The organism is Flavobacterium nackdongense (assembly GCF_004355225.1).
Classification (GTDB): Bacteria; Bacteroidota; Bacteroidia; order Flavobacteriales; family Flavobacteriaceae; genus Flavobacterium; species Flavobacterium nackdongense.
On record NZ_CP037933.1, the window covers coordinates 3,384,623 to 3,403,881 of the forward strand.

Annotated in this window: 26 protein-coding genes; 23 read left to right on the plus strand and 3 right to left on the minus strand. The window is 36.1% G+C overall.

Annotated elements, in window-relative coordinates; all coding sequences use genetic code 11:
* Positions 1 to 301: 301 nt before the first annotated feature.
* The 3 genes from E1750_RS14475 to E1750_RS14485 all read right to left on the minus strand — a co-directional run bounded on the left by E1750_RS14475 (position 302) and on the right by E1750_RS14485 (position 6,840).
* Complete coding sequence (locus E1750_RS14475; protein ID WP_133277468.1) at positions 302 to 1,774, minus strand: RagB/SusD family nutrient uptake outer membrane protein; 1,473 nt, start codon at positions 1,772 to 1,774, stop codon at positions 302 to 304.
* Between the two features lie 11 nt (positions 1,775 to 1,785).
* Complete coding sequence (locus E1750_RS14480) at positions 1,786 to 4,935, minus strand: SusC/RagA family TonB-linked outer membrane protein (protein ID WP_133277469.1); 3,150 nt, start codon at positions 4,933 to 4,935, stop codon at positions 1,786 to 1,788.
* 219 nt (positions 4,936 to 5,154) lie between these two features.
* On the minus strand, positions 5,155 to 6,840 hold the full coding sequence (locus tag E1750_RS14485; RefSeq protein WP_227873904.1) for a BamA/TamA family outer membrane protein: 1,686 nt from the start codon (positions 6,838 to 6,840) through the stop codon (positions 5,155 to 5,157).
* A gap of 472 nt (positions 6,841 to 7,312) precedes the next feature.
* Between E1750_RS14485 and rpsL the strand changes: the two genes are divergently transcribed.
* The 23 genes from rpsL to rpmD all read left to right on the plus strand — a co-directional run bounded on the left by rpsL (position 7,313) and on the right by rpmD (position 19,249).
* The gene (gene rpsL, locus E1750_RS14490) at positions 7,313 to 7,696 is read left to right on the plus strand and encodes a 30S ribosomal protein S12 (RefSeq protein ID WP_007136570.1); all 384 of its coding nucleotides are present in this window, start codon (positions 7,313 to 7,315) and stop codon (positions 7,694 to 7,696) included.
* A 25-nt stretch (positions 7,697 to 7,721) separates the two neighbouring features.
* Positions 7,722 to 8,198 (plus strand): 30S ribosomal protein S7, encoded by a 477-nt coding sequence (gene rpsG, locus E1750_RS14495; RefSeq protein WP_133277471.1) that lies wholly within the window; start codon positions 7,722 to 7,724, stop codon positions 8,196 to 8,198.
* A 10-nt stretch (positions 8,199 to 8,208) separates the two neighbouring features.
* Positions 8,209 to 10,365, plus strand: coding sequence for an elongation factor G (gene fusA, locus E1750_RS14500; RefSeq protein WP_133277472.1), 2,157 nt, complete (start codon positions 8,209 to 8,211; stop codon positions 10,363 to 10,365).
* Positions 10,366 to 10,376: 11 nt separating this feature from the next.
* On the plus strand, positions 10,377 to 10,682 hold the full coding sequence (rpsJ, locus tag E1750_RS14505) for a 30S ribosomal protein S10 (protein ID WP_040473603.1): 306 nt from the start codon (positions 10,377 to 10,379) through the stop codon (positions 10,680 to 10,682).
* Between the two features lie 154 nt (positions 10,683 to 10,836).
* Positions 10,837 to 11,454 (plus strand): 50S ribosomal protein L3, encoded by a 618-nt coding sequence (gene rplC, locus E1750_RS14510; protein ID WP_133277473.1) that lies wholly within the window; start codon positions 10,837 to 10,839, stop codon positions 11,452 to 11,454.
* Complete coding sequence (rplD, locus tag E1750_RS14515) at positions 11,454 to 12,083, plus strand: 50S ribosomal protein L4 (RefSeq protein WP_133277474.1); 630 nt, start codon at positions 11,454 to 11,456, stop codon at positions 12,081 to 12,083. Before rplC ends, rplD begins: the two co-directional genes overlap by 1 nt.
* 6 nt (positions 12,084 to 12,089) lie before the next feature.
* The gene (gene rplW / locus E1750_RS14520; RefSeq protein ID WP_133277475.1) at positions 12,090 to 12,380 is read left to right on the plus strand and encodes a 50S ribosomal protein L23; all 291 of its coding nucleotides are present in this window, start codon (positions 12,090 to 12,092) and stop codon (positions 12,378 to 12,380) included.
* Between the two features lie 9 nt (positions 12,381 to 12,389).
* Positions 12,390 to 13,214 carry a 50S ribosomal protein L2 gene (gene rplB, locus E1750_RS14525; protein WP_133277476.1) on the plus strand — a complete coding sequence of 275 codons (825 nt, stop codon included), beginning with the start codon at positions 12,390 to 12,392 and terminating at the stop codon, positions 13,212 to 13,214.
* Positions 13,215 to 13,220: 6 nt separating this feature from the next.
* The gene (rpsS, locus tag E1750_RS14530; protein WP_132006277.1) at positions 13,221 to 13,499 is read left to right on the plus strand and encodes a 30S ribosomal protein S19; all 279 of its coding nucleotides are present in this window, start codon (positions 13,221 to 13,223) and stop codon (positions 13,497 to 13,499) included.
* A gap of 6 nt (positions 13,500 to 13,505) precedes the next feature.
* A complete protein-coding gene (gene rplV / locus E1750_RS14535) occupies positions 13,506 to 13,919 on the plus strand; it encodes a 50S ribosomal protein L22 (protein WP_133277477.1) in 414 nt (137 codons plus the stop codon).
* A gap of 5 nt (positions 13,920 to 13,924) precedes the next feature.
* The gene (gene rpsC, locus E1750_RS14540) at positions 13,925 to 14,686 is read left to right on the plus strand and encodes a 30S ribosomal protein S3 (RefSeq protein WP_103804349.1); all 762 of its coding nucleotides are present in this window, start codon (positions 13,925 to 13,927) and stop codon (positions 14,684 to 14,686) included.
* 19 nt (positions 14,687 to 14,705) lie between these two features.
* Entirely contained in the window at positions 14,706 to 15,131 is a 426-nt protein-coding gene (rplP, locus tag E1750_RS14545) for a 50S ribosomal protein L16 (protein WP_133277478.1), read from the plus strand.
* A 13-nt stretch (positions 15,132 to 15,144) separates the two neighbouring features.
* Positions 15,145 to 15,336 (plus strand): 50S ribosomal protein L29, encoded by a 192-nt coding sequence (gene rpmC / locus E1750_RS14550; RefSeq protein WP_133277479.1) that lies wholly within the window; start codon positions 15,145 to 15,147, stop codon positions 15,334 to 15,336.
* Between the two features lie 8 nt (positions 15,337 to 15,344).
* Complete coding sequence (gene rpsQ / locus E1750_RS14555) at positions 15,345 to 15,605, plus strand: 30S ribosomal protein S17 (RefSeq protein ID WP_133277480.1); 261 nt, start codon at positions 15,345 to 15,347, stop codon at positions 15,603 to 15,605.
* A 2-nt stretch (positions 15,606 to 15,607) separates the two neighbouring features.
* On the plus strand, positions 15,608 to 15,976 hold the full coding sequence (gene rplN / locus E1750_RS14560) for a 50S ribosomal protein L14 (protein ID WP_007803649.1): 369 nt from the start codon (positions 15,608 to 15,610) through the stop codon (positions 15,974 to 15,976).
* Between the two features lie 10 nt (positions 15,977 to 15,986).
* Positions 15,987 to 16,301: a 50S ribosomal protein L24 gene (gene rplX, locus E1750_RS14565; protein WP_133277481.1), complete on the plus strand. Its 315-nt coding sequence runs from the start codon at positions 15,987 to 15,989 to the stop codon at positions 16,299 to 16,301.
* Between the two features lie 2 nt (positions 16,302 to 16,303).
* Positions 16,304 to 16,855: a 50S ribosomal protein L5 gene (rplE, locus tag E1750_RS14570; RefSeq protein WP_133277482.1), complete on the plus strand. Its 552-nt coding sequence runs from the start codon at positions 16,304 to 16,306 to the stop codon at positions 16,853 to 16,855.
* Between the two features lie 3 nt (positions 16,856 to 16,858).
* Complete coding sequence (rpsN, locus tag E1750_RS14575) at positions 16,859 to 17,128, plus strand: 30S ribosomal protein S14 (RefSeq protein ID WP_133277483.1); 270 nt, start codon at positions 16,859 to 16,861, stop codon at positions 17,126 to 17,128.
* A gap of 73 nt (positions 17,129 to 17,201) precedes the next feature.
* Complete coding sequence (gene rpsH / locus E1750_RS14580; protein ID WP_133277484.1) at positions 17,202 to 17,600, plus strand: 30S ribosomal protein S8; 399 nt, start codon at positions 17,202 to 17,204, stop codon at positions 17,598 to 17,600.
* Positions 17,601 to 17,618: 18 nt separating this feature from the next.
* On the plus strand, positions 17,619 to 18,161 hold the full coding sequence (gene rplF, locus E1750_RS14585; protein WP_133277485.1) for a 50S ribosomal protein L6: 543 nt from the start codon (positions 17,619 to 17,621) through the stop codon (positions 18,159 to 18,161).
* A gap of 11 nt (positions 18,162 to 18,172) precedes the next feature.
* Positions 18,173 to 18,523: a 50S ribosomal protein L18 gene (rplR, locus tag E1750_RS14590; RefSeq protein ID WP_133277486.1), complete on the plus strand. Its 351-nt coding sequence runs from the start codon at positions 18,173 to 18,175 to the stop codon at positions 18,521 to 18,523.
* A gap of 6 nt (positions 18,524 to 18,529) precedes the next feature.
* Positions 18,530 to 19,057 (plus strand): 30S ribosomal protein S5, encoded by a 528-nt coding sequence (gene rpsE / locus E1750_RS14595; protein WP_035668102.1) that lies wholly within the window; start codon positions 18,530 to 18,532, stop codon positions 19,055 to 19,057.
* 12 nt (positions 19,058 to 19,069) lie between these two features.
* Positions 19,070 to 19,249: a 50S ribosomal protein L30 gene (gene rpmD, locus E1750_RS14600; protein ID WP_133277487.1), complete on the plus strand. Its 180-nt coding sequence runs from the start codon at positions 19,070 to 19,072 to the stop codon at positions 19,247 to 19,249.
* Positions 19,250 to 19,259: the final 10 nt, after the last annotated feature.

The following is a 19,259-nucleotide window of genomic DNA, read 5'->3' on the forward strand; positions in this document are numbered from 1 at the left end:
TAACATTCCTAACATATTTAACCTTTTTTTATGCTTGCATATCAATTTTAACGTTTTAACAATAATTTTGACTATTGTTATAAATTATGTTTTTATTTATTTATTTTTATATCATATCAGTATCGGACAATTTCAAAAGTATTTTTGTGCATTAAAAGCAGTTGTAGTTCTTATTGGAGCATTTGTTTTATTTTTAGAATCTATATTTTTTTGTTTTTGGATTTTGCGGTGACAAGTGCTAAATTAAAAAGCCGCCTCAAATTATTTTTTGAGACGGCTTTATTATCCTATTGGTATATTTTTAAATCGGGTTTTGTTCAATCGCAGGATTCAAATTTATTTCCGAAATGGGCAGTAACAGTTGCCATCTTTTATCATCGGCGGGTACTGTCATAACTCCTCCTGTGATGGTAGTGTTATGCTGAGCGCCTGTTCTATCTAATGGTGAGTTGGTTCTCTTTAAATCAAAAAATCTAAATCCTTCTCCCCAAAGTTCAATTCTTCTTTGAATATAAATATCACTTAGCAATGCAGCTCCGGTTTTAGTTGATAGGACGTACGAAGGATCTCTTTTGCTAACCAAATCAAACAAAACTTTGGCGGCATCTGCAGCGCCTAAATTTGCTTTTGCTTCTGCCTCGATTAAAAACATTTCTGCTGCACGCATGTAGGGAACATCACATCTACTATCACCAGTACTCACTGCGAGAAATTTTTGACTGGTAAAGGGGAATCTTTGCGCCGTAGATACAAGTGTGATATTAGGGTGCTGTCCTGTTCTACTAAAAATAGTTGAGCGCACGTCTGTGGTAGGGATTAAATTATATAATTTGCTGTTTATTGCTTTTGGACAGCTTCGGATTACCGTAGAACTAAAATTTCTAGACATATAAGCTCCAAAATTTGCAAATGATTCAGTTTGTAAGTCGTTTACAAAACTTCCCCACATCCATTCTTGGTTTGCATAGTTGTTGAATCCCGATCCATATTCAGCAATAGTCATTAGATTTTTACCAGCTCTAGCTTTGCTAGCAAAATCTGCCGCAACTGCCCATTTGCCTTGCACTAATGCAACACGCGCTTTTAAACCTTGGGCAACTCTTAAATCTAAATGTGAATTGTTTGGTTTGGTATAACCTGTTAGCAATACCATAGCCTCATCAAGATCTTTGTTGATTTGAGTATAAACTTCTTCTACAGTTGATCTATTTATTAGTTCTGTGTTTACAGTAAGAACGATAGGTACGCCCAGTTGAGAGTTTGTTGTTCCGTTTACGTATCGTTTTCCGTATAGTTGCACTAGTTGAAAATGGCAAAAAGCACGATACACAAGCGCCTGTCCTTTAACAATTTTTTTTGTAGCAAGCGAACCTGTTGCTGCGTCAACTGAGTTGATAATTGTGTTAGCATTTCTATTTATTTGGTAGAAAGTTCTATAAGGAAATCTTACATCTTGACCATTTTGATTGGTATTACTTTGCCAATTATAAAACCCTAAAAACCAACCATTGGTTACAGGATATACTATATCTTCTCCTGCTATATCCACCGCTTGCATTACACCAGCAATACCCGTTTCACTTTGCTGTTCGTATCTTATATATAAGGATCTGTGTATACCGTTCAATAGGGTATATAAATTATCTGCAGTTGCCGTAGCGTCTGATTGACCAACAAACTCAGTTGGTTTTTTGTCTAAAAAGTCTTCAGAACAAGCGCCTAATACCAACGAAAGTATCATCAGTACTATGTATTTTTTGTTAATAATTTTCATGATATTAAATATTAAAAGTTAAAATTAACACCCATTGTAATAATTCTAGCTGGAGAAAATCTATTTTGGGTTGTTCCATTAAAATTTTGAGTTGGATCGGTTCCAACTTTTGAAGTGAACAGGACCAAATTTTCACCATTCACAAAAACTCTCGCAGCTTCTAGGCCTATTTTTGAAACGAAATCACTTGGTAAATTGTAAGACATATTTACTTGTCTAAATGATAAGTAGTCAGAATTTAACAACCATCTGTCAGAAGCGGCAGAAGACTGTACGTTTCTGTTTACGTCTAACCTTGGTACATCAGTAATGTCCCCAGGTTTTTGCCATCTATTTAAAATGTCTGTGCTTAACGCGGAACCATATTGATTCCCGGTGTGCATTAAGGCTGCATAATTACTGTCATACATTTTACCGCCGATCTGATAGGTAAATAGGACGTCTAATTGAAAACCTTTGTATTTGAATGTATTTGTAAAACTACCAAACAAATCTGGTAAAGAATCATCCACATAGTGAAATAGTGCTTTGTTTTGATCTGTTGTAACATCAGTGCCATTAACAACTCTAACTGTAGTATCAACTACTCCAGCAGCAGGTTTGAATTTAGGGTCAAGTGTATAGAGCGCAAATCCATCTGCTGGATCTACACCGTACCAATCTCTCAACCAATAGTCATAAATTGAGCTGCCCACAGTATATTTTTTAGTGCCTGTAATAATTTCTTTTTGTGGCAAAGAAGTTATCTCGTTATGAATAGTTGACGCATTAATATTTAAATTCCAAGAAAAATCTTTACTTTTTAATATCATTGCGTCAAGTGAAATTTCAATACCGTCATTAAACATCGAGCCCACATTTTCTACTCTAGAATCTAGTCCCGCAGTAAGGGGGTTTGGAACATCAAAAATTAATCCGTCAGTGGTTCTTTTGTAATATTCAACAACTCCGCGAAGTCTATTGTTGAATAATCCAAATTCTACAGCAATATCTGATTGAGTGTTTTTTTCCCATTGCAGTTCAGGTGCACCTTGTCCATTGGCACGTATGCCGCCTTCACCGCCGTTAGATGAGTTTAAGGTGTACGTAGGGCTACTTACGTAAAAACTAAGCCCTGCATTACTAGTGTGAGAATCATTTCCTACTTCACCCATTGATCCTCTGATTTTTAAATCATTAAGCCACGAACTGTCAGCAAGGAAATTTTCTTTCGCGACATTCCAAGCAAGTCCTACAGACCAAAAATCTCCCCACTGGTAATCTTTTGCAAATTTTGAAGATCCATCTCTTCTGTATGATCCAGAAACGATGTATTTCTCTTTATAATCGTATCCTAAACGAGAAAAGTATGATTCCGTAGCATAATTTCTTGTGTACGAGGTTAAATCACTAGTGGTAACAAAATTTATAAACTCAGTATTGCCAGCGCTTATCTGTTTTCTTTTATCTCCACTTAAAAAATTTAATTCATAATCAAAACTTTCGTGACCCAATAATGCCGAAAAATTATGGTTATTAATAGATTTTGTATATTCTAAAATCTGATTGAAAGTCAATCCAGTTCGAATAAGATTATCTCTAGAAGAATATCCATCAGGTGCGCCGTCGCCAATAACTGGATTCCAATAAGTTACATTGTTGGTTTGATCTCTATCTATTGCTAAGTTGGTTTTGAAAGTAAAATCTTTTAAAAATTTAAATTCAAGATAGGTTCTCGCTCCAAGAGTCATTCCTGAATTGTCATCTATATTGTTTATAGTTTCATAAACGACATTTCTTCCGTTTGATGCTGATGCAGCTCGGATATCGGAGTATACTGGGTTTCCAGCTCCGTCTAAAATTACGGCCCCAGTGGCATCGTGTTTTAGAACTGGATATATCGGCCCCATATATCGAATTGTTCTAAAAGGATTGTTGAAGCTATTGGTATTATCAACTCCATCGACAGCATTGCTTGACTCTGTTACAATTCCAGTCAAATTAATACCTGTTTTGAACCAGTCATTAAGTTTTGTGTTAACATTTACTCTTGCAGTGCTCCTGGTATAGGAAGATCCGATAATATTTCCTTCTTGATTAAGATGACTTAATGAAGCGAAATAATCTGTTTTTTCAGTTCTACCTTGATAAGAAAAATCAGCAGATCGTAGTACTCCCGCTCTGCTTATTTGTTTTTCCCAATCCAAGTCATTTGCATATAAAAGCTGTGCATTTGGATTTAATTTTCCATCTAAACCTACTATTGTGCCGTTGGGTACATTAAACGGGTTGTTGACTAAGAATACAGGAACCTGCGCAGAAGCATAGGCATTAGCAGCAGCTAATTCGGCAGGGGTTGACATAGCTCTACTATTTCGTAGTGCTTCCCAAATTAATGGATAGTACTGAAAGGCGTCAACTCTTTCGTACTCTGGAATGGAGCGGGTAGAAAGTCCGGACGTGATATTCAATGTAAACTTATCTTTTTCAGTCTTGCCTCTTTTTGTGGTAATAATAATTACTCCATTGGCAGCTTTCGAACCATATAATGAGGTGGAGGCTGCATCCTTCAGCACTGAAAGGCTTTCAACGTCAGCCGTATTTATTGTGTTGATATCTCCCGTAAACGGTACGCCGTCAACAATGTATAATGGAGTGTTAGAACCGCTAATAGAGCTAAATCCTCTAATTCGAATAGCGGGAGCGGAACCAGGTTGACCTGTGTTGCTCACAACTTGAACTCCTGAAACAGCTCCTTCGATACCAGATAAAACATTCGTTAGTGGTCGGTCTTCTAAAGCTTCTGCCTTAATTTTTGTGGCTGAACCTGTGTAAGAAGATTTTTTTGAGGTTCCATAGGCTACAACAACTACTTCGTCAAGTGATTTTGACTCCGAGTCTAACCGAATATTTACGGAATTAGACGTACTGACTTTCGCTGTTTTGTCATCCATTCCTACGAAGGAAAAAATTAAAACATCACCTACTTTTGCTTTGATCGCATATTTGCCATCGATGTCGGTTTGTACACCATTTTTTGTCCCTTTTACAATAACATTCGCTCCCGGAACAGGGCCAGTGTTATCCGAAACTACACCGGTGATTGTTCTCTCTTGAGCAAAAGAAAACTGTAAAAAAAACGCTATGACCAGCGTAAAAATCCATTTGTACTTTAGTTTCATTTTTAATTTTTTTTGAATTAGTTCGGCAAACATCTTGATAATTTGTTAACATTCCAAAAATATATAAACCTTTTTTATGTTTTAATGCAAAATTTAACGTTTATCATAAAAAATGTTTATGGATAAAATAATTACTTTTTATGCATAATAAAAAAAGCCCCCTCAAATTATATGTCTTGAGACGGCTTTTTAGATAGAAATGTCTTTTAGCTAGATTTTTTAGAATTCAATATTGTAGCATAAAGTGACAATGGTATTTGAGAATAAAATCTTCTGACCATCGTTGCTGCCATTAGAAAAATTCAATTTGAGTACTCCATTTTTTGTTCGGAGTCCCACACCTGCGCCGAACCCTAGGAGATTGGCTGTGTAGTTGCTAGATCGATCTTCATAATAGCCATAGTCTAAAATAGAATGAAGGTACAGATCAGGGGAGATGATATAGCGATATTCGCTGATCAGGGCGGTCATAAAATTGGCTTGTAAACTATTTTCGGCAAACCCACGTATTGATTTTGTTCCGCCAAAACGATACAATTCGTTGATGATATAAGTGTCGCTTTTTAGAAAATAATTTTGATAATTTATGTTTATGCAGTTTTTAGGGTTTAAGTAGAAATTATGCATCGCATTGATGATAATGTAGGTCTGCTTGCTGGTTCCTGCGGTTTGGTCTAAGTCTGAAGTGGCTCGGCTTCCGAGTCCCATCATAATCGAGAGGGTTGTTTTTTTCGGGAAAGTGTTGTGGTTATTGTCTAATTTGGTATAGTCTAAATTTCCAGTAAGAAAAGAATTGGTGTAATCGCTGATTGTTGTGTTGTTGGTGTTTTGTATATCGCTAGATTCTGTAGCTTGGTATCCTAAATAAATTCTGGTTTTATAATCGATAAAGTAACCTAAGTCGATGGCCGTTTTGGTGTTCTGAAAGATACTGTCTTGTTTGAAGATATTAATTTGGGCTTTCAGGCCGATTGGGGTTCTGAAAATATAAGGTAGATCGATGCTGGCTTTGAATGTTCTTTGGTTGTTGCCGTCACTTTTCCAGTAGAGTGAGAATTGTTCACCCGCTTTAATGGTGTTTTCTAATGCTAAATCTAAGTACCCATTGAAGGTTAGTTTGCCATTGTTAGTATTGGCAAAACCGATAAACCCATCAAAAGTATTGGATTTTCTTTTTTCGAGATAAACATATACTTTGGTGGTATCCTGAGTAAATAGGATTTCAGGATTTTTAATCTGATTGACGAAACTAAATTTTTCGAAATCATTTTGAACCTTGCGGACCGTTTCTTGATTCAAAACTGTATTTCGGTATTTGCGGTTGATTTGTTTTAAATGTCCTTCTGGAAACCAATTTGTTTTGCTGCTTTCGCCAAATTGCACCACAATTTCATCTAATTCCCTTTTTTGACCAGAATCAAATTGTAATTCTGCTATTAATATGTTCTTTCTTTTTTGAATGTTGATTAGTTTTAACTTGGCAAAGGCGTAACCATTTTGTTCTAGTTTTTGTATAGAATTGTTTAAAAAAGATTCTATTTCAGTATAGGCAAGGACTAAAGTGTCTTTTGTTTTGTCGAAGCCAATCCAATCTTTGATAATGATATTGTTGTCCGTTTTGGTTTCAATTCCATCTGCTTTGGATTGGGATGCTGTGAAGATTTTTTTACCTATATATATATGTATCGATTTGATTTGCTGTCCCAAACTGAATTTTGCGCTGTATGTTGAGTCGTTTTTCTTTGTGTTTTCAAGGATTTGATTTTCAATATATCCTATTTTGGAGAGCCTTTCCGATACGCTGTTTGTTTCGTCGGCAATAGATTGTGCATTGGCGTGAGCCGAATTGTATTTTATGGAATCAATTACTTTCGTTTCGGCTGTGGAGTTTCCAATTATTTTCAATTGGAAATTTTGCGCAAAGCTGTTTGCCCAAAAACATAACAATAGGATTGTACAAGATAAAATTTTCAAAACAATCAGTGTTTAATAATTGTAACGCAAATATCTAATGTTTGTGATAATAAACCATCAATATCAGGTGAAATGTTGATTTTCGCACATTTTTTAAAGACTTAATTATCTTTTTTGGCGCTTTTAGTGTATGTCTCAATGACTTTTTCGCATTAAAGTTAGGAGGATAGGTTCGGATAAATAGAAATTGAGAAATTAAATGGTAGCTTGGATTTGATTCAATAGGCAGGGAAATGCGGTAGAATTGATATTTTATCGGCAATTCGCTATTTCATTAATTCACAAATAATTACTAATATGGAAATTTAATGAATTATGGTTTGTTTAGAAAAAAATTATTACTACATTTGCAACCCCGTAAAAAGCGGGAATTTTATAAACAAGTAATTTTTAGTATTTAATTATGCCAACTATTCAACAATTAGTAAGAACAGGAAGAACTCAAATCACTAAGAAGAGTAAATCGGTTGCTTTAGATTCTTGTCCTCAAAGAAGAGGTGTTTGTACGCGTGTTTACACTACTACTCCAAAAAAACCAAACTCTGCAATGCGTAAAGTAGCGCGTGTACGTTTGACAAATGGAAATGAAGTAAATGCCTACATCCCAGGTGAAGGACACAATCTACAAGAGCACTCGATAGTATTAGTGCGAGGCGGAAGAGTAAAAGATTTACCAGGAGTTAGATACCACATCGTTCGTGGTGCGCTTGATACCTCAGGTGTAGCAGGAAGAACGCAACGTAGATCTAAGTATGGTGCAAAACGTCCAAAAGAGGCGAAAAAGTAATTTTTAAAACTCAAAAAGAAAAGAAATGAGAAAAAGAGCGGCGAAAAAAAGACCACTTTTACCAGATCCAAGGTTTAACGACCAATTGGTAACGCGTTTTGTAAACAACTTAATGTGGGACGGTAAGAAATCAACAGCTTTTAAAGTGTTTTATGATGCAATTGACATCATCGAAACTAAAAAGCAAAATGATGACAAAACATCATTAGAAATTTGGAAAGATGCTTTGACAAACGTTATGCCTCACGTAGAAGTACGTAGTCGTAGAGTGGGTGGAGCTACATTTCAAATCCCAATGCAAATTAGACCAGACAGAAAAATTTCTATGGCTATGAAATGGTTAATTCTTTATTCAAGAAGAAGAAACGAAAAATCTATGGCTCAAAGATTGGCTTCAGAATGTTTAGCTGCGGCTAAAGAAGAAGGAGCAGCTGTTAAGAAAAGAATGGATACTCACAAAATGGCAGAAGCTAACAAAGCTTTCTCTCACTTTAGATTTTAATTCTTAAGAAATGGCTAGAGATCTTAAATATACAAGAAACATAGGAATTGCTGCTCACATTGATGCTGGTAAAACAACAACAACAGAGCGTATATTATTCTATACAGGGAAATCACATAAAATTGGTGAAGTGCACGATGGTGCTGCAACGATGGACTGGATGGCACAAGAGCAAGAAAGAGGTATTACAATTACTTCAGCTGCTACAACTTGTGAATGGAATTTTCCTTCCGATCAAGGTAAAATTTTACCTGAATCTAAACCTTATCACTTTAATATTATCGATACCCCAGGTCACGTGGACTTTACTGTTGAAGTAAACCGTTCTTTGCGTGTACTTGATGGTTTGGTTTTCTTGTTTAGTGCTGTTGATGGTGTAGAGCCACAATCAGAAACGAACTGGAGACTTGCAGATCAATATAGAGTGCCAAGAATTGGATTTGTAAACAAAATGGACCGTCAAGGTTCTAACTTTTTGATGGTTTGTCAACAAGTTAGAGATATGTTGAAATCAAACGCTGTGGCGATTACTTTGCCAATTGGTGAGGAAAATGATTTCAAAGGAGTGGTTGATTTGGTTAAAAATCAAGCTATTGTTTGGCATGATGCTGGTTTAGGAGCAACTTATGATATTGTGCCTATCCCAGAGGATATGCTTGCAGAAGTAAAAGAATACCGCTCAATTTTAATTGAAGCCGTTGCTGATTATGATGAAAATCTGTTGGAGAAATTCATGGAAGATGAAGAATCTATCACAGAAGAAGAAATCAACAATGCCTTAAGAGCTGCAGTTATGGATATGGCTATCATTCCGATGATTGCTGGTTCTTCTTTCAAAAACAAAGGAGTTCAATTTATGTTGGATGCAGTGTGTAAATACTTGCCTTCACCATTAGATAAAGAAGGTATCAAAGGAATTCATCCAGATGATGCTGAACTACTTGAAGAAGATCAAACTCAAATTTTACGTAAACCAGATGTAAAAGAGCCTTTCGCTGCTTTGGCATTTAAGATTGCTACTGACCCATTCGTAGGTCGTTTGGCTTTCTTCCGTGCTTATTCAGGAAGATTGGATGCTGGTTCTTATGTTTTGAATACACGTTCAGGAAACAAAGAAAGAATTTCTCGTATCTACCAAATGCACGCTAACAAACAAAATCCAATCGAATATATTGAGGCTGGAGATATTGGAGCTGCTGTTGGATTTAAGGATATCAAAACAGGAGATACATTGTGTGATGAAAAACACCCAATTATTTTGGAGTCAATGAAATTCCCTGCGCCAGTAATTGGTATTGCCATTGAACCTAAAACTAAAGCTGACGTTGATAAAATGGGTATGGCTTTGGCTAAATTAGCTGAAGAAGATCCTACATTTACTGTTAGAACTGACGAAGCTTCAGGACAAACTATTATCTCAGGTATGGGTGAGCTTCACTTAGATATCTTGGTTGATAGAATGCGTCGTGAATTCAAAGTTGAAGTAAATCAAGGTGAGCCTCAAGTAGAATACAAAGAAGCTTTCACAAAATCAGCACAACACAGAGAAACATACAAGAAACAATCTGGTGGACGTGGTAAATTTGGGGATATTGTATTTTTATTGGAGCCAGCTGATGAAGTAGATGGTAAAGTTCCAGTGGGATTGCAATTTATTAATTCAGTAAAAGGAGGTAACGTTCCTAAGGAATATATCCCATCCGTTGAAAAAGGTTTCCGTGAAGCTATGAAAACTGGTCCTTTAGCAGGATACCAAGTCGATAGTTTGAAAGTTACTTTGTTAGATGGATCTTTCCACCCTGTCGATTCTGATGCACTTTCATTTGAACTTGCTGCAAGAATGGGGTACAAAGAAGTGGCAAAAGCTGCTGGAGCAATTATTCTTGAGCCAATCATGAAAATGGAAGTGATTACACCTGAAGAAAACATGGGAGATATCGTAGGTGATATCAACCGTCGTAGAGGTCAAGTAAATGACATGGGTGATAGAGCAGGTGCTAAAACCATCAAAGCAGATGTGCCGTTATCAGAAATGTTCGGATATGTTACCACATTGAGAACCTTGTCATCTGGTAGAGCTACATCTACAATGGAATTTTCACACTACGCAGAAACGCCTTCTAATATTTCAGAGGCAGTTATCAAAAAAGCAAAAGGAAACGCTTAATCTTTAAGAAAATGAGTCAAAAAATCAGAATAAAATTAAAATCTTACGATTATATGTTGGTAGACAAGTCTGCCGAGAAAATTGTAAAAACAGTAAAAAGCACTGGAGCTGTAGTAACAGGACCAATCCCGTTGCCAACTCACAAAAAACTTTTTACAGTGCTACGTTCTCCACACGTTAACAAAAAAGCCAGAGAGCAATTTGAAGTTATGTCATACAAGAGATTGATCGACATTTATTCTTCGTCATCAAAAACTATCGATGCTTTGATGAAATTGGAATTGCCTAGCGGTGTTGAAGTAGAGATCAAAGTTTAATAGCTTTCTAGTAAAAAAAAGAACGCTGTTTTTAAACGAAAAATAGTATTAGGTTCGTGTAGAAATATTTTATACTTTTGCACCCACTTAAAAAATAGGATTCGCTTAAAAGCTGCGTTCTATATTTGTATTTAATAATTAATAATTAGTATTTATGTCTGGGTTAATCGGAAGAAAAATTGGCATGACTAGTATCTTTGACGAGAACGGGAAAAACATTCCTTGTACTGTTGTTGAAGCTGGACCATGTGTAGTTACCCAAGTCAGAACCAAAGGTGTTGACGGGTATGAAGCGTTGCAACTAGGTTTCGATGACAAAAACGAGAAACATTCCACTAAAGCGGCCGTTGGTCACTTTGCGAAAGCAGGAACTGTAGCTAAGAAAAAAGTCGTTGAATTCCAAGATTTTGCAACAGAACAAAAATTAGGTGACGTGATCAACGTATCTATTTTTGAAGAAGGAGAATTTGTAGATGTACAAGGTGTGTCTAAAGGTAAAGGTTTTCAAGGGGTTGTGAAACGTCACGGTTTTGGTGGTGTTGGACAAGCAACTCACGGTCAACACAACCGTTTAAGAGCGCCAGGTTCTGTAGGAGCTTCTTCTTATCCATCTAGAGTATTCAAAGGAATGCGTATGGCTGGAAGAATGGGAGGAGACAATGTAAAAGTTCAAAACCTTAGAGTTTTAAAAGTAGTGGCTGATAAGAACCTACTTGTTATAAAAGGATGTATTCCTGGACATAACAACTCTTATGTAATCATTCAGAAGTAATGGAAGCAAAAGTATTAGATTTCAACGGAAAAGATACTGGGAGAAAAGTGCAACTTTCTGATTCAGTATTCGGTATAGAACCAAACAATCACGCAGTATATCTTGATGTTAAGCAATATCTTGCTAACCAACGTCAAGGAACGCACAAAGCTAAAGAAAGAGCTGAAGTAGCAGGAAGTACTCGTAAAATTAAAAAACAAAAAGGAACTGGTACTGCTCGTGCGGGTAGTGCAAAGAACCCATTGTTTAAAGGTGGTGGAACAGTTTTCGGACCTAGACCAAGAAGTTATTCATTCAAATTGAATAAAAACTTGAAGCGTTTGGCAAGAAAATCGGCTTTCTCAATTAAAGCGAAAGAAACAAACGTAATTGTTTTGGAAGACTTCAATTTTGAAACACCAAACACTAAAAATTTCACTAATGTTTTGAAAGCTTTAGGGTTGGATAATAAAAAATCTTTATTTGTGTTGGGCGAATCGAATAAAAATGTATATTTGTCGTCACGCAATTTAAAGGCGTCTAAAGTTATAACTAGTTCAGAATTAAGTACTTACGATATTCTTAACGCTAATAGTTTAGTTCTTTTAGAGGGTTCTTTAGAGGGAATTGAAGAAAATTTAAGTAAATAATAGGATATGAGCATCATAATTAAACCTATAGTAACAGAAAAAGTAACCAAAGAAAGTGAAGTTTTAAACCGCTTCGGATTCGTTGTTGACAAAAAAGCAAACAAAGTTCAAATTAAGAAAGCTGTTGAAGCTGCTTATGGAGTAACTATTGTAAGTGTTAACACGATGAACGTAAGACCGGATAGAACTACAAAATACACTAAAAGTGGTCTTATCAGTGGAAAGACAAATGCAATCAAAAAAGCAATTGTACAAGTACAAGAAGGAGAAACAATTGATTTTTACAACAATATCTAAGATAGAAAAATGTCAGTAAGAAAATTAAAACCTATTACCCCAGGTCAGCGATTTAGAGTTGTGAATGGTTATGACGCCATTACAACTGATAAGCCGGAACGCTCTTTGATAGCGCCGATAAAAAACTCTGGAGGTAGAAATAGTCAAGGAAAGATGACCATGCGTTATACGGGTGGTGGTCACAAGCAGAGATATCGTATTATTGATTTCAAACGTACAAAAGAAGGAATTCCGGCGACAGTGAAATCAATCGAATATGATCCAAATCGTACTGCGTTTATCGCATTATTAGCTTATGCTGATGGTGAGAAAACATACATTATTGCTCAAAACGGATTGAAAGTAGGTCAGAAATTAGTTTCTGGTCCAGAATCTCAACCTGAAATAGGTAATACATTGCCATTAAGCAGAATTCCATTAGGAACTGTAATTTCTTGTATCGAATTGAGACCAGGGCAAGGAGCTGTAATCGCTCGTTCAGCCGGTACATTCGCACAGTTAATGGCGAGAGACGGAAAATATGCAACAATCAAAATGCCATCTGGAGAAACAAGATTGATCTTGTTGACTTGTTCGGCTACCATTGGTGCTGTTTCTAATTCAGACCACCAATTAGTTGTATCTGGTAAAGCAGGTAGAACAAGATGGTTAGGAAGAAGACCTAGAACAAGACCAGTAGCAATGAACCCTGTCGATCACCCAATGGGTGGTGGTGAAGGACGTTCTTCTGGAGGACATCCAAGATCTAGAAACGGTATGCCTGCTAAAGGTTATAGAACACGTTCTAAGAAAAACCCGAGTAACAAGTATATTGTAGAACGTAGAAAGAAATAATAAGATATGGCACGTTCATTAAAAAAAGGACCTTTCGTTCATTATAAGTTAGAGAAAAAGGTTGAAGAAAACATTGAAAAAGGAAATAAAGGAGTGGTAAAGACTTGGTCGAGAGCTTCTATGATTACACCTGACTTTGTTGGACAAACAATCGCAGTTCATAACGGTCGTCAATTTGTACCAGTTTACGTAACAGAAAACATGGTAGGTCACAAATTAGGAGAGTTTTCACCAACTCGATCTTTTAGAGGTCATGCTGGAGCAAAAAATAAAGGTAAAAAATAAGAAGCAATGGGAGTTCGTAAAAGAGAAACAGCAGATGCAAGAAAAGAGGCTAACAAGTCATTGGCTTTTGCAAAATTGAATAACTGCCCTACTTCACCTAGAAAAATGCGCTTAGTAGCAGATCTAGTAAGAGGTCAGAAGGTAGAAAGAGCACTTAACATATTAAGATTCAGTTCTAAAGAAGCTTCAAGAAAATTAGAAAAATTATTATTATCTGCAATCAATAACTGGGAGCAAAAAAATAATGATGCTAATCTTGAAGAGGCTGGATTATTTGTTAAAGAAATCCGTGTTGATGGTGGAATGATGTTAAAAAGACTTCGTCCAGCACCACAAGGAAGAGCACACAGAATAAGAAAACGTTCCAACCACGTAACAATCGTGTTGGGAGCAATTAATAATAACACACAAGCAATTTAATAAAGATGGGACAAAAGACAAATCCAATTGGAAATAGACTTGGTATCATCAGAGGATGGGACTCTAACTGGTATGGTGGAAATGACTACGGTGATAAATTGGCCGAAGATTATAAAATCAGAAAGTATATCCATGCTCGTTTATCAAAAGCTAGTGTATCAAAAGTAATCATCGAGAGAACTTTAAAACTTGTAACCGTTACTATCACTACTGCTAGACCTGGTATTATTATCGGAAAAGGTGGCCAAGAGGTAGACAAGTTGAAAGAAGAACTTAAGAAAGTTACTGACAAAGAGGTTCAAATCAACATCTTTGAAATAAAAAGACCTGAACTTGACGCGTATCTAGTTGCTACAAGCATCTGTCGTCAAATCGAAAGCCGTATTTCTTACAGACGTGCAATCAAAATGGCTATTGCTGCTACAATGCGTATGAACGCGGAAGGTATCAAAGTTTTGATTTCTGGTCGTTTGAATGGTGCTGAGATGGCCCGTTCAGAAGGTTTCAAAGAAGGAAGAATTCCTCTATCAACTTTCAGAGCCGACATCGATTATGCTCTAGCTGAAGCTCATACTACTTATGGTAGAATGGGGATCAAAGTGTGGATCATGAAAGGTGAAGTTTATGGAAAGAGAGATCTTTCTCCACTTGCAGGAATGGATAAAAAACAATCTGGAACTGGTGGTGGTAAAGGTGGCGATTCTCCGAGAGGAGACAGAAAACCTTTTAATAAAGGTGGAAAACCAGACGCTCGTAAGAGAAAGTAAATTTTTAAATTAAAGAAAAATGTTACAGCCTAAAAGAACAAAATACCGTAAGGTACAAAAGGGTAAAATGAAAGGAAACTCTCAAAGAGGGCACGAACTTTCTAATGGAATGTTTGGTATTAAATCTGTTCATGAAGATGGAATGTTCTTAACCTCACGTCAAATCGAAGCGGCACGTATCGCTGCTACTCGATATATGAAAAGAGAAGGACAATTATGGATTAAAATATTTCCAGACAAACCTATCACAAAGAAACCTCTTGAGGTACGTATGGGTAAAGGTAAAGGTGCAGTCGAATATTGGGCGGCCGTTGTTAGACCCGGAAGAATTATGTTTGAAGTTGGTGGAGTTCCTTTGTCTGTTGCAAAAGAGGCCTTGCGTCTTGCAGCTCAAAAACTTCCAGTGAAAACTAAATTCATCGTTGCTAGAGATTTCGAAGCATAATTAATCATTTATTATGAAACAATCAGAAATAAAAAATCTTTCTGCAGCAGAGTTGCAAGAAAAATTGAAGCAAACTAAGAAGGTATATGCCGACTTAAAAATGGCACACGCTATTTCTCCAATTGAAAATCCGTTACAAATTCGTAGCGTGAGAAGAACAGTGGCCAGATTAGCTACAGAACTTACTAAAAGAGAATTACAATAATTCTAACGATGGAAGAAAAAAGAAATTTAAGAAAAGAGAGAATTGGGGTTGTTACTTCAGATAAAATGGATAAATCCATTGTTGTTGCACAAGTAACAAGAGTAAAACACCCATTATACGGTAAGTTCGTGTTGAAAACTAAAAAGTTTCATGCCCACGACGAAAATAACGACTGTAACATAGGAGATACTGTAAGAATTAGCGAAACGCGTCCTTTAAGTAAAACCAAATGTTGGAGGTTAGTTGAAATCATTGAAAGAGCTAAATAATTATGGTACAACAAGAATCAAGACTAAAAGTAGCAGATAATACGGGAGCAAAAGAAGTTTTAACTATCCGTGTTTTAGGAGGTACCAAAAGAAGGTATGCCTCTGTTGGTGACAAGATTGTAGTATCTATTAAGGATGCGACTCCAAACGGAAACGTTAAAAAAGGAGCTGTTTCGACTGCAGTTGTAGTACGTACCAAAAAAGAAGTGAGAAGAGCCGATGGTTCTTATATCCGTTTCGATGACAATGCTTGTGTTCTTTTGAACGCTGCAGGAGAAATGAGAGGAACACGTGTTTTTGGTCCAGTAGCAAGAGAACTTCGTGAAAAACAATTCATGAAAATTGTATCATTAGCACCTGAAGTGCTTTAATTATTTTAAGATGATAAAGCTAAAAATAAAATCAGGAGACATCGTAAGAGTAATTGCTGGAGACCATAAAGGTGAAGAAGGTAAAGTATTACGTGTGTACAAAGAGAAAAATAAAGCGATTGTTGAAGGTGTAAACATGGTATCGAAACATACGAAACCAAGTGCAAAAAGCCCTCAAGGTGGTATTGTAAAAAAAGAAGCTTCTATACAAATATCTAACATAGCTCTAATTGATCCTAAAACTAAGGAAACAACAAGAGTAGGTATCAGAGTAGAAGGAGATAAGAAAGTGAGATTTTCAAAAAAATCTAATCAAGTACTATAGTAATGGCATATATACCTAGACTAAAAGAAGAGTATAAGAACAGAGTAATCTCTGCTCTTAAAGAGGAATTCGGATACACAAACGTAATGCAAGTTCCAAAATTGGAAAAAATCGTTTTGAGTAAAGGAGTTGGTGCAGCTGTATCTGACAAAAAACTAATTGACTATGCAGTCGATGAGTTAACAAAGATCACTGGACAGAAAGCAGTATCTACCATTTCAAAGAAAGACGTTGCGTCATTCAAATTGAGAAAAGGGATGCCAATCGGTGCAAAAGTTACTTTGCGTGGAGAAAGAATGTATGAGTTTTTAGATAGACTTGTAACTTCAGCTTTACCACGTGTTAGAGATTTCAGTGGAATTAAAGCTACTGGTTTTGACGGAAGAGGAAATTACAATCTTGGTGTTTTAGAGCAAATCATTTTCCCTGAAATTGATATTGACAAAGTAAATAAAATATCTGGAATGGACATTACTTTTGTAACTTCTGCGGCTACAGACAAAGAAGCAAAATCGTTATTGGCTGAATTAGGTTTACCTTTTAAAAAGAATTAAGACATGGCTAAAGAATCAATGAAAGCCCGCGAGGTGAAGAGAGAAAAAACGGTAGCAAAATATGCTGAGAAAAGAAAAGCTTTGAAAGAAGCTGGAGATTCAGTAGGTTTGCAAAAATTACCAAAAAATGCTTCACCAATACGTTTGCACAATCGGTGCAAATTGACAGGTAGACCAAGAGGATATATTCGTCAATTTGGTATTTCACGTGTAACATTCCGTGAAATGGCTAACAACGGATTAATTCCAGGAGTTAAAAAGGCTTCTTGGTAATCAAACATTTATAAACTGGTTTCAGGTTCGATAGAATAGTTCTTTCGAAAACCGTTACCGCAAATCAATACATATGTATACAGATCCTATTGCAGATTATTTGACGAGAGTTAGAAACGCTGTGGCTGCAAACCACAAAGTTGTCGAAATTCCAGCATCTAATCTAAAAAAAGAAATAACTAAGATCTTATTTGATCAAGGATATATCTTAAGTTACAAATTTGAGAACAACACCGTACAGGGTTCAATCAAAATCGCTTTGAAGTATGATAAAGATACTAAAGAGTCAGTAATCAAAGATATCCAAAGAATTAGTAAACCAGGTTTACGTAAATATTCAGGTTCTTCAAGCATCCCAAGAATCCTTAACGGGTTAGGAATTGCAATTGTATCCACTTCAAAAGGTCTTATGACTGGGAAACAAGCCAAGCAATTGAATGTAGGTGGTGAAGTAATTTGTTACGTATACTAATTAAAAGACTTATAAGAGATGTCAAGAATAGGTAAAAATCCCGTTGTAGTCCCTGCCGGAGTAACTGTTGAAGTTGCTAATGGTATTATTACAGTAAAAGGAAAAAATGGTCAACTTACACAGGAATACTCAGATGTGACTGTAACAGTTGAAGGAGATCAAGTTCAAGTGGACAGATCATCTGATCACAAAGACCAAAGAGCAAAACACGGTTTGTACAGATCTTTAATCAATAATATGATTATCGGTGTAACAGATGGGTTTACTAAAGAGTTGGAATTGGTAGGAGTAGGTTATAGAGCTTCAAACCAAGGACAAAAATTAGATTTGGCTCTTGGATTTTCTCACAATATTGTTTTAGAAATAGCTCCAGAAGTAAAAGTGGAGACTGTATCTGAAAAAGGTAAAAATCCAATTGTGAAGTTAACATCATTTGACAAACAACTTTTAGGTCAGGTTGCTGCGAAAATCAGAGGTTTCCGCAAACCAGAGCCATACAAAGGAAAAGGTGTTAAATTCGTAGGTGAAGTATTAAGAAGAAAAGCAGGTAAATCAGCGTAAAAAATAATATTATGTCATTATCAAAACCTGAAAGAAGACAGAGAATCAGATTCAGAATTAGAAAAACAGTTAGTGGTACAGCTACTAACCCAAGACTTTCTGTATTTAGAAGTAACAAAGAAATTTATGCTCAACTTATTGATGACGTAAACGGAGTTACTTTATTAGCTGCTTCTTCAAGAGAAAAAGAAATAGAAAAAGGTACTAACGTAGAAGTGGCAACAGCAGTTGGAAAACTAGTTGCAGAGAAAGCGTTAAAAGCTGGGATAGAAACAGTAACTTTCGACAGAGGAGGTTATTTATATCACGGTCGTATTAAATCATTAGCGGAAGGCGCGAGAGCGGCTGGACTTAAATTCTAATATAGTATGTCTAATAGTAAATACAAGAATGTAGAGCTAGTAAAACCAAGTGGTCTTGAATTGAAAGACCGATTGGTAAGTGTAAATCGTGTTACTAAAGTTACAAAAGGTGGTAGAGCTTTCGGTTTTTCTGCTATTGTAGTGGTAGGTGATGAAAACGGAGTAGTAGGTCACGGATTAGGAAAATCAAAAGACGTTTCTGAAGCAATTGCGAAAGCAGTAGAAGATGCAAAGAAAAATCTTGTGAAAATTCCTTTGAACGGTCAATCTGTTCCTCACGAGCAAAAAGGTAAATTTGGTGGAGCACGTGTATTTTTAATTCCTGCCTCTCACGGTACCGGAGTTATTGCTGGTGGTGCTGTTCGTTCAGTACTTGAGTCAGTTGGAATACACGATGTATTATCTAAATCTCAAGGATCATCAAATCCTCACAACGTGGTAAAAGCAACTTTTGATGCTTTATTACAAATGAGAAGCGCGTATACTGTTGCAAAACAAAGAGGCGTGTCTTTAGAAAAAGTTTTTAAAGGTTAATTCAAGGAAATTATGGCTAAATTATTAGTAAAACAGGTAAGAAGCAAAATCAACTGTCCTCTAACTCAAAAAAGAGGATTAGAAGCTTTAGGTCTTCGTAAAATGGGTCAAGTTGTAGAACACGATGCCAATCCAACTATCCTTGGAATGATAAATAAAGTTAAACACTTAGTTTCTGTAACAGAAGCTTAATAACAAATAC

Coding starts and splice junctions, on each gene's coding strand:
- E1750_RS14475 (WP_133277468.1), bottom strand. CDS start 1,774: ATGAAAATTATTAACAAAAAATACATAGTACTGATGATACTTTCGTTG.
- E1750_RS14480 (WP_133277469.1), bottom strand. CDS start 4,935: ATGAAACTAAAGTACAAATGGATTTTTACGCTGGTCATAGCGTTTTTT.
- rpsL (WP_007136570.1), top strand. CDS start 7,313: ATGCCAACTATTCAACAATTAGTAAGAACAGGAAGAACTCAAATCACT.
- rpsG (WP_133277471.1), top strand. CDS start 7,722: ATGAGAAAAAGAGCGGCGAAAAAAAGACCACTTTTACCAGATCCAAGG.
- fusA (WP_133277472.1), top strand. CDS start 8,209: ATGGCTAGAGATCTTAAATATACAAGAAACATAGGAATTGCTGCTCAC.
- rpsJ (WP_040473603.1), top strand. CDS start 10,377: ATGAGTCAAAAAATCAGAATAAAATTAAAATCTTACGATTATATGTTG.
- rplC (WP_133277473.1), top strand. CDS start 10,837: ATGTCTGGGTTAATCGGAAGAAAAATTGGCATGACTAGTATCTTTGAC.
- rplD (WP_133277474.1), top strand. CDS start 11,454: ATGGAAGCAAAAGTATTAGATTTCAACGGAAAAGATACTGGGAGAAAA.
- rplW (WP_133277475.1), top strand. CDS start 12,090: ATGAGCATCATAATTAAACCTATAGTAACAGAAAAAGTAACCAAAGAA.
- rplB (WP_133277476.1), top strand. CDS start 12,390: ATGTCAGTAAGAAAATTAAAACCTATTACCCCAGGTCAGCGATTTAGA.
- rpsS (WP_132006277.1), top strand. CDS start 13,221: ATGGCACGTTCATTAAAAAAAGGACCTTTCGTTCATTATAAGTTAGAG.
- rplV (WP_133277477.1), top strand. CDS start 13,506: ATGGGAGTTCGTAAAAGAGAAACAGCAGATGCAAGAAAAGAGGCTAAC.
- rpsC (WP_103804349.1), top strand. CDS start 13,925: ATGGGACAAAAGACAAATCCAATTGGAAATAGACTTGGTATCATCAGA.
- rplP (WP_133277478.1), top strand. CDS start 14,706: ATGTTACAGCCTAAAAGAACAAAATACCGTAAGGTACAAAAGGGTAAA.
- rpmC (WP_133277479.1), top strand. CDS start 15,145: ATGAAACAATCAGAAATAAAAAATCTTTCTGCAGCAGAGTTGCAAGAA.
- rpsQ (WP_133277480.1), top strand. CDS start 15,345: ATGGAAGAAAAAAGAAATTTAAGAAAAGAGAGAATTGGGGTTGTTACT.
- rplN (WP_007803649.1), top strand. CDS start 15,608: ATGGTACAACAAGAATCAAGACTAAAAGTAGCAGATAATACGGGAGCA.
- rplX (WP_133277481.1), top strand. CDS start 15,987: ATGATAAAGCTAAAAATAAAATCAGGAGACATCGTAAGAGTAATTGCT.
- rplE (WP_133277482.1), top strand. CDS start 16,304: ATGGCATATATACCTAGACTAAAAGAAGAGTATAAGAACAGAGTAATC.
- rpsN (WP_133277483.1), top strand. CDS start 16,859: ATGGCTAAAGAATCAATGAAAGCCCGCGAGGTGAAGAGAGAAAAAACG.
- rpsH (WP_133277484.1), top strand. CDS start 17,202: ATGTATACAGATCCTATTGCAGATTATTTGACGAGAGTTAGAAACGCT.
- rplF (WP_133277485.1), top strand. CDS start 17,619: ATGTCAAGAATAGGTAAAAATCCCGTTGTAGTCCCTGCCGGAGTAACT.
- rplR (WP_133277486.1), top strand. CDS start 18,173: ATGTCATTATCAAAACCTGAAAGAAGACAGAGAATCAGATTCAGAATT.
- rpsE (WP_035668102.1), top strand. CDS start 18,530: ATGTCTAATAGTAAATACAAGAATGTAGAGCTAGTAAAACCAAGTGGT.
- rpmD (WP_133277487.1), top strand. CDS start 19,070: ATGGCTAAATTATTAGTAAAACAGGTAAGAAGCAAAATCAACTGTCCT.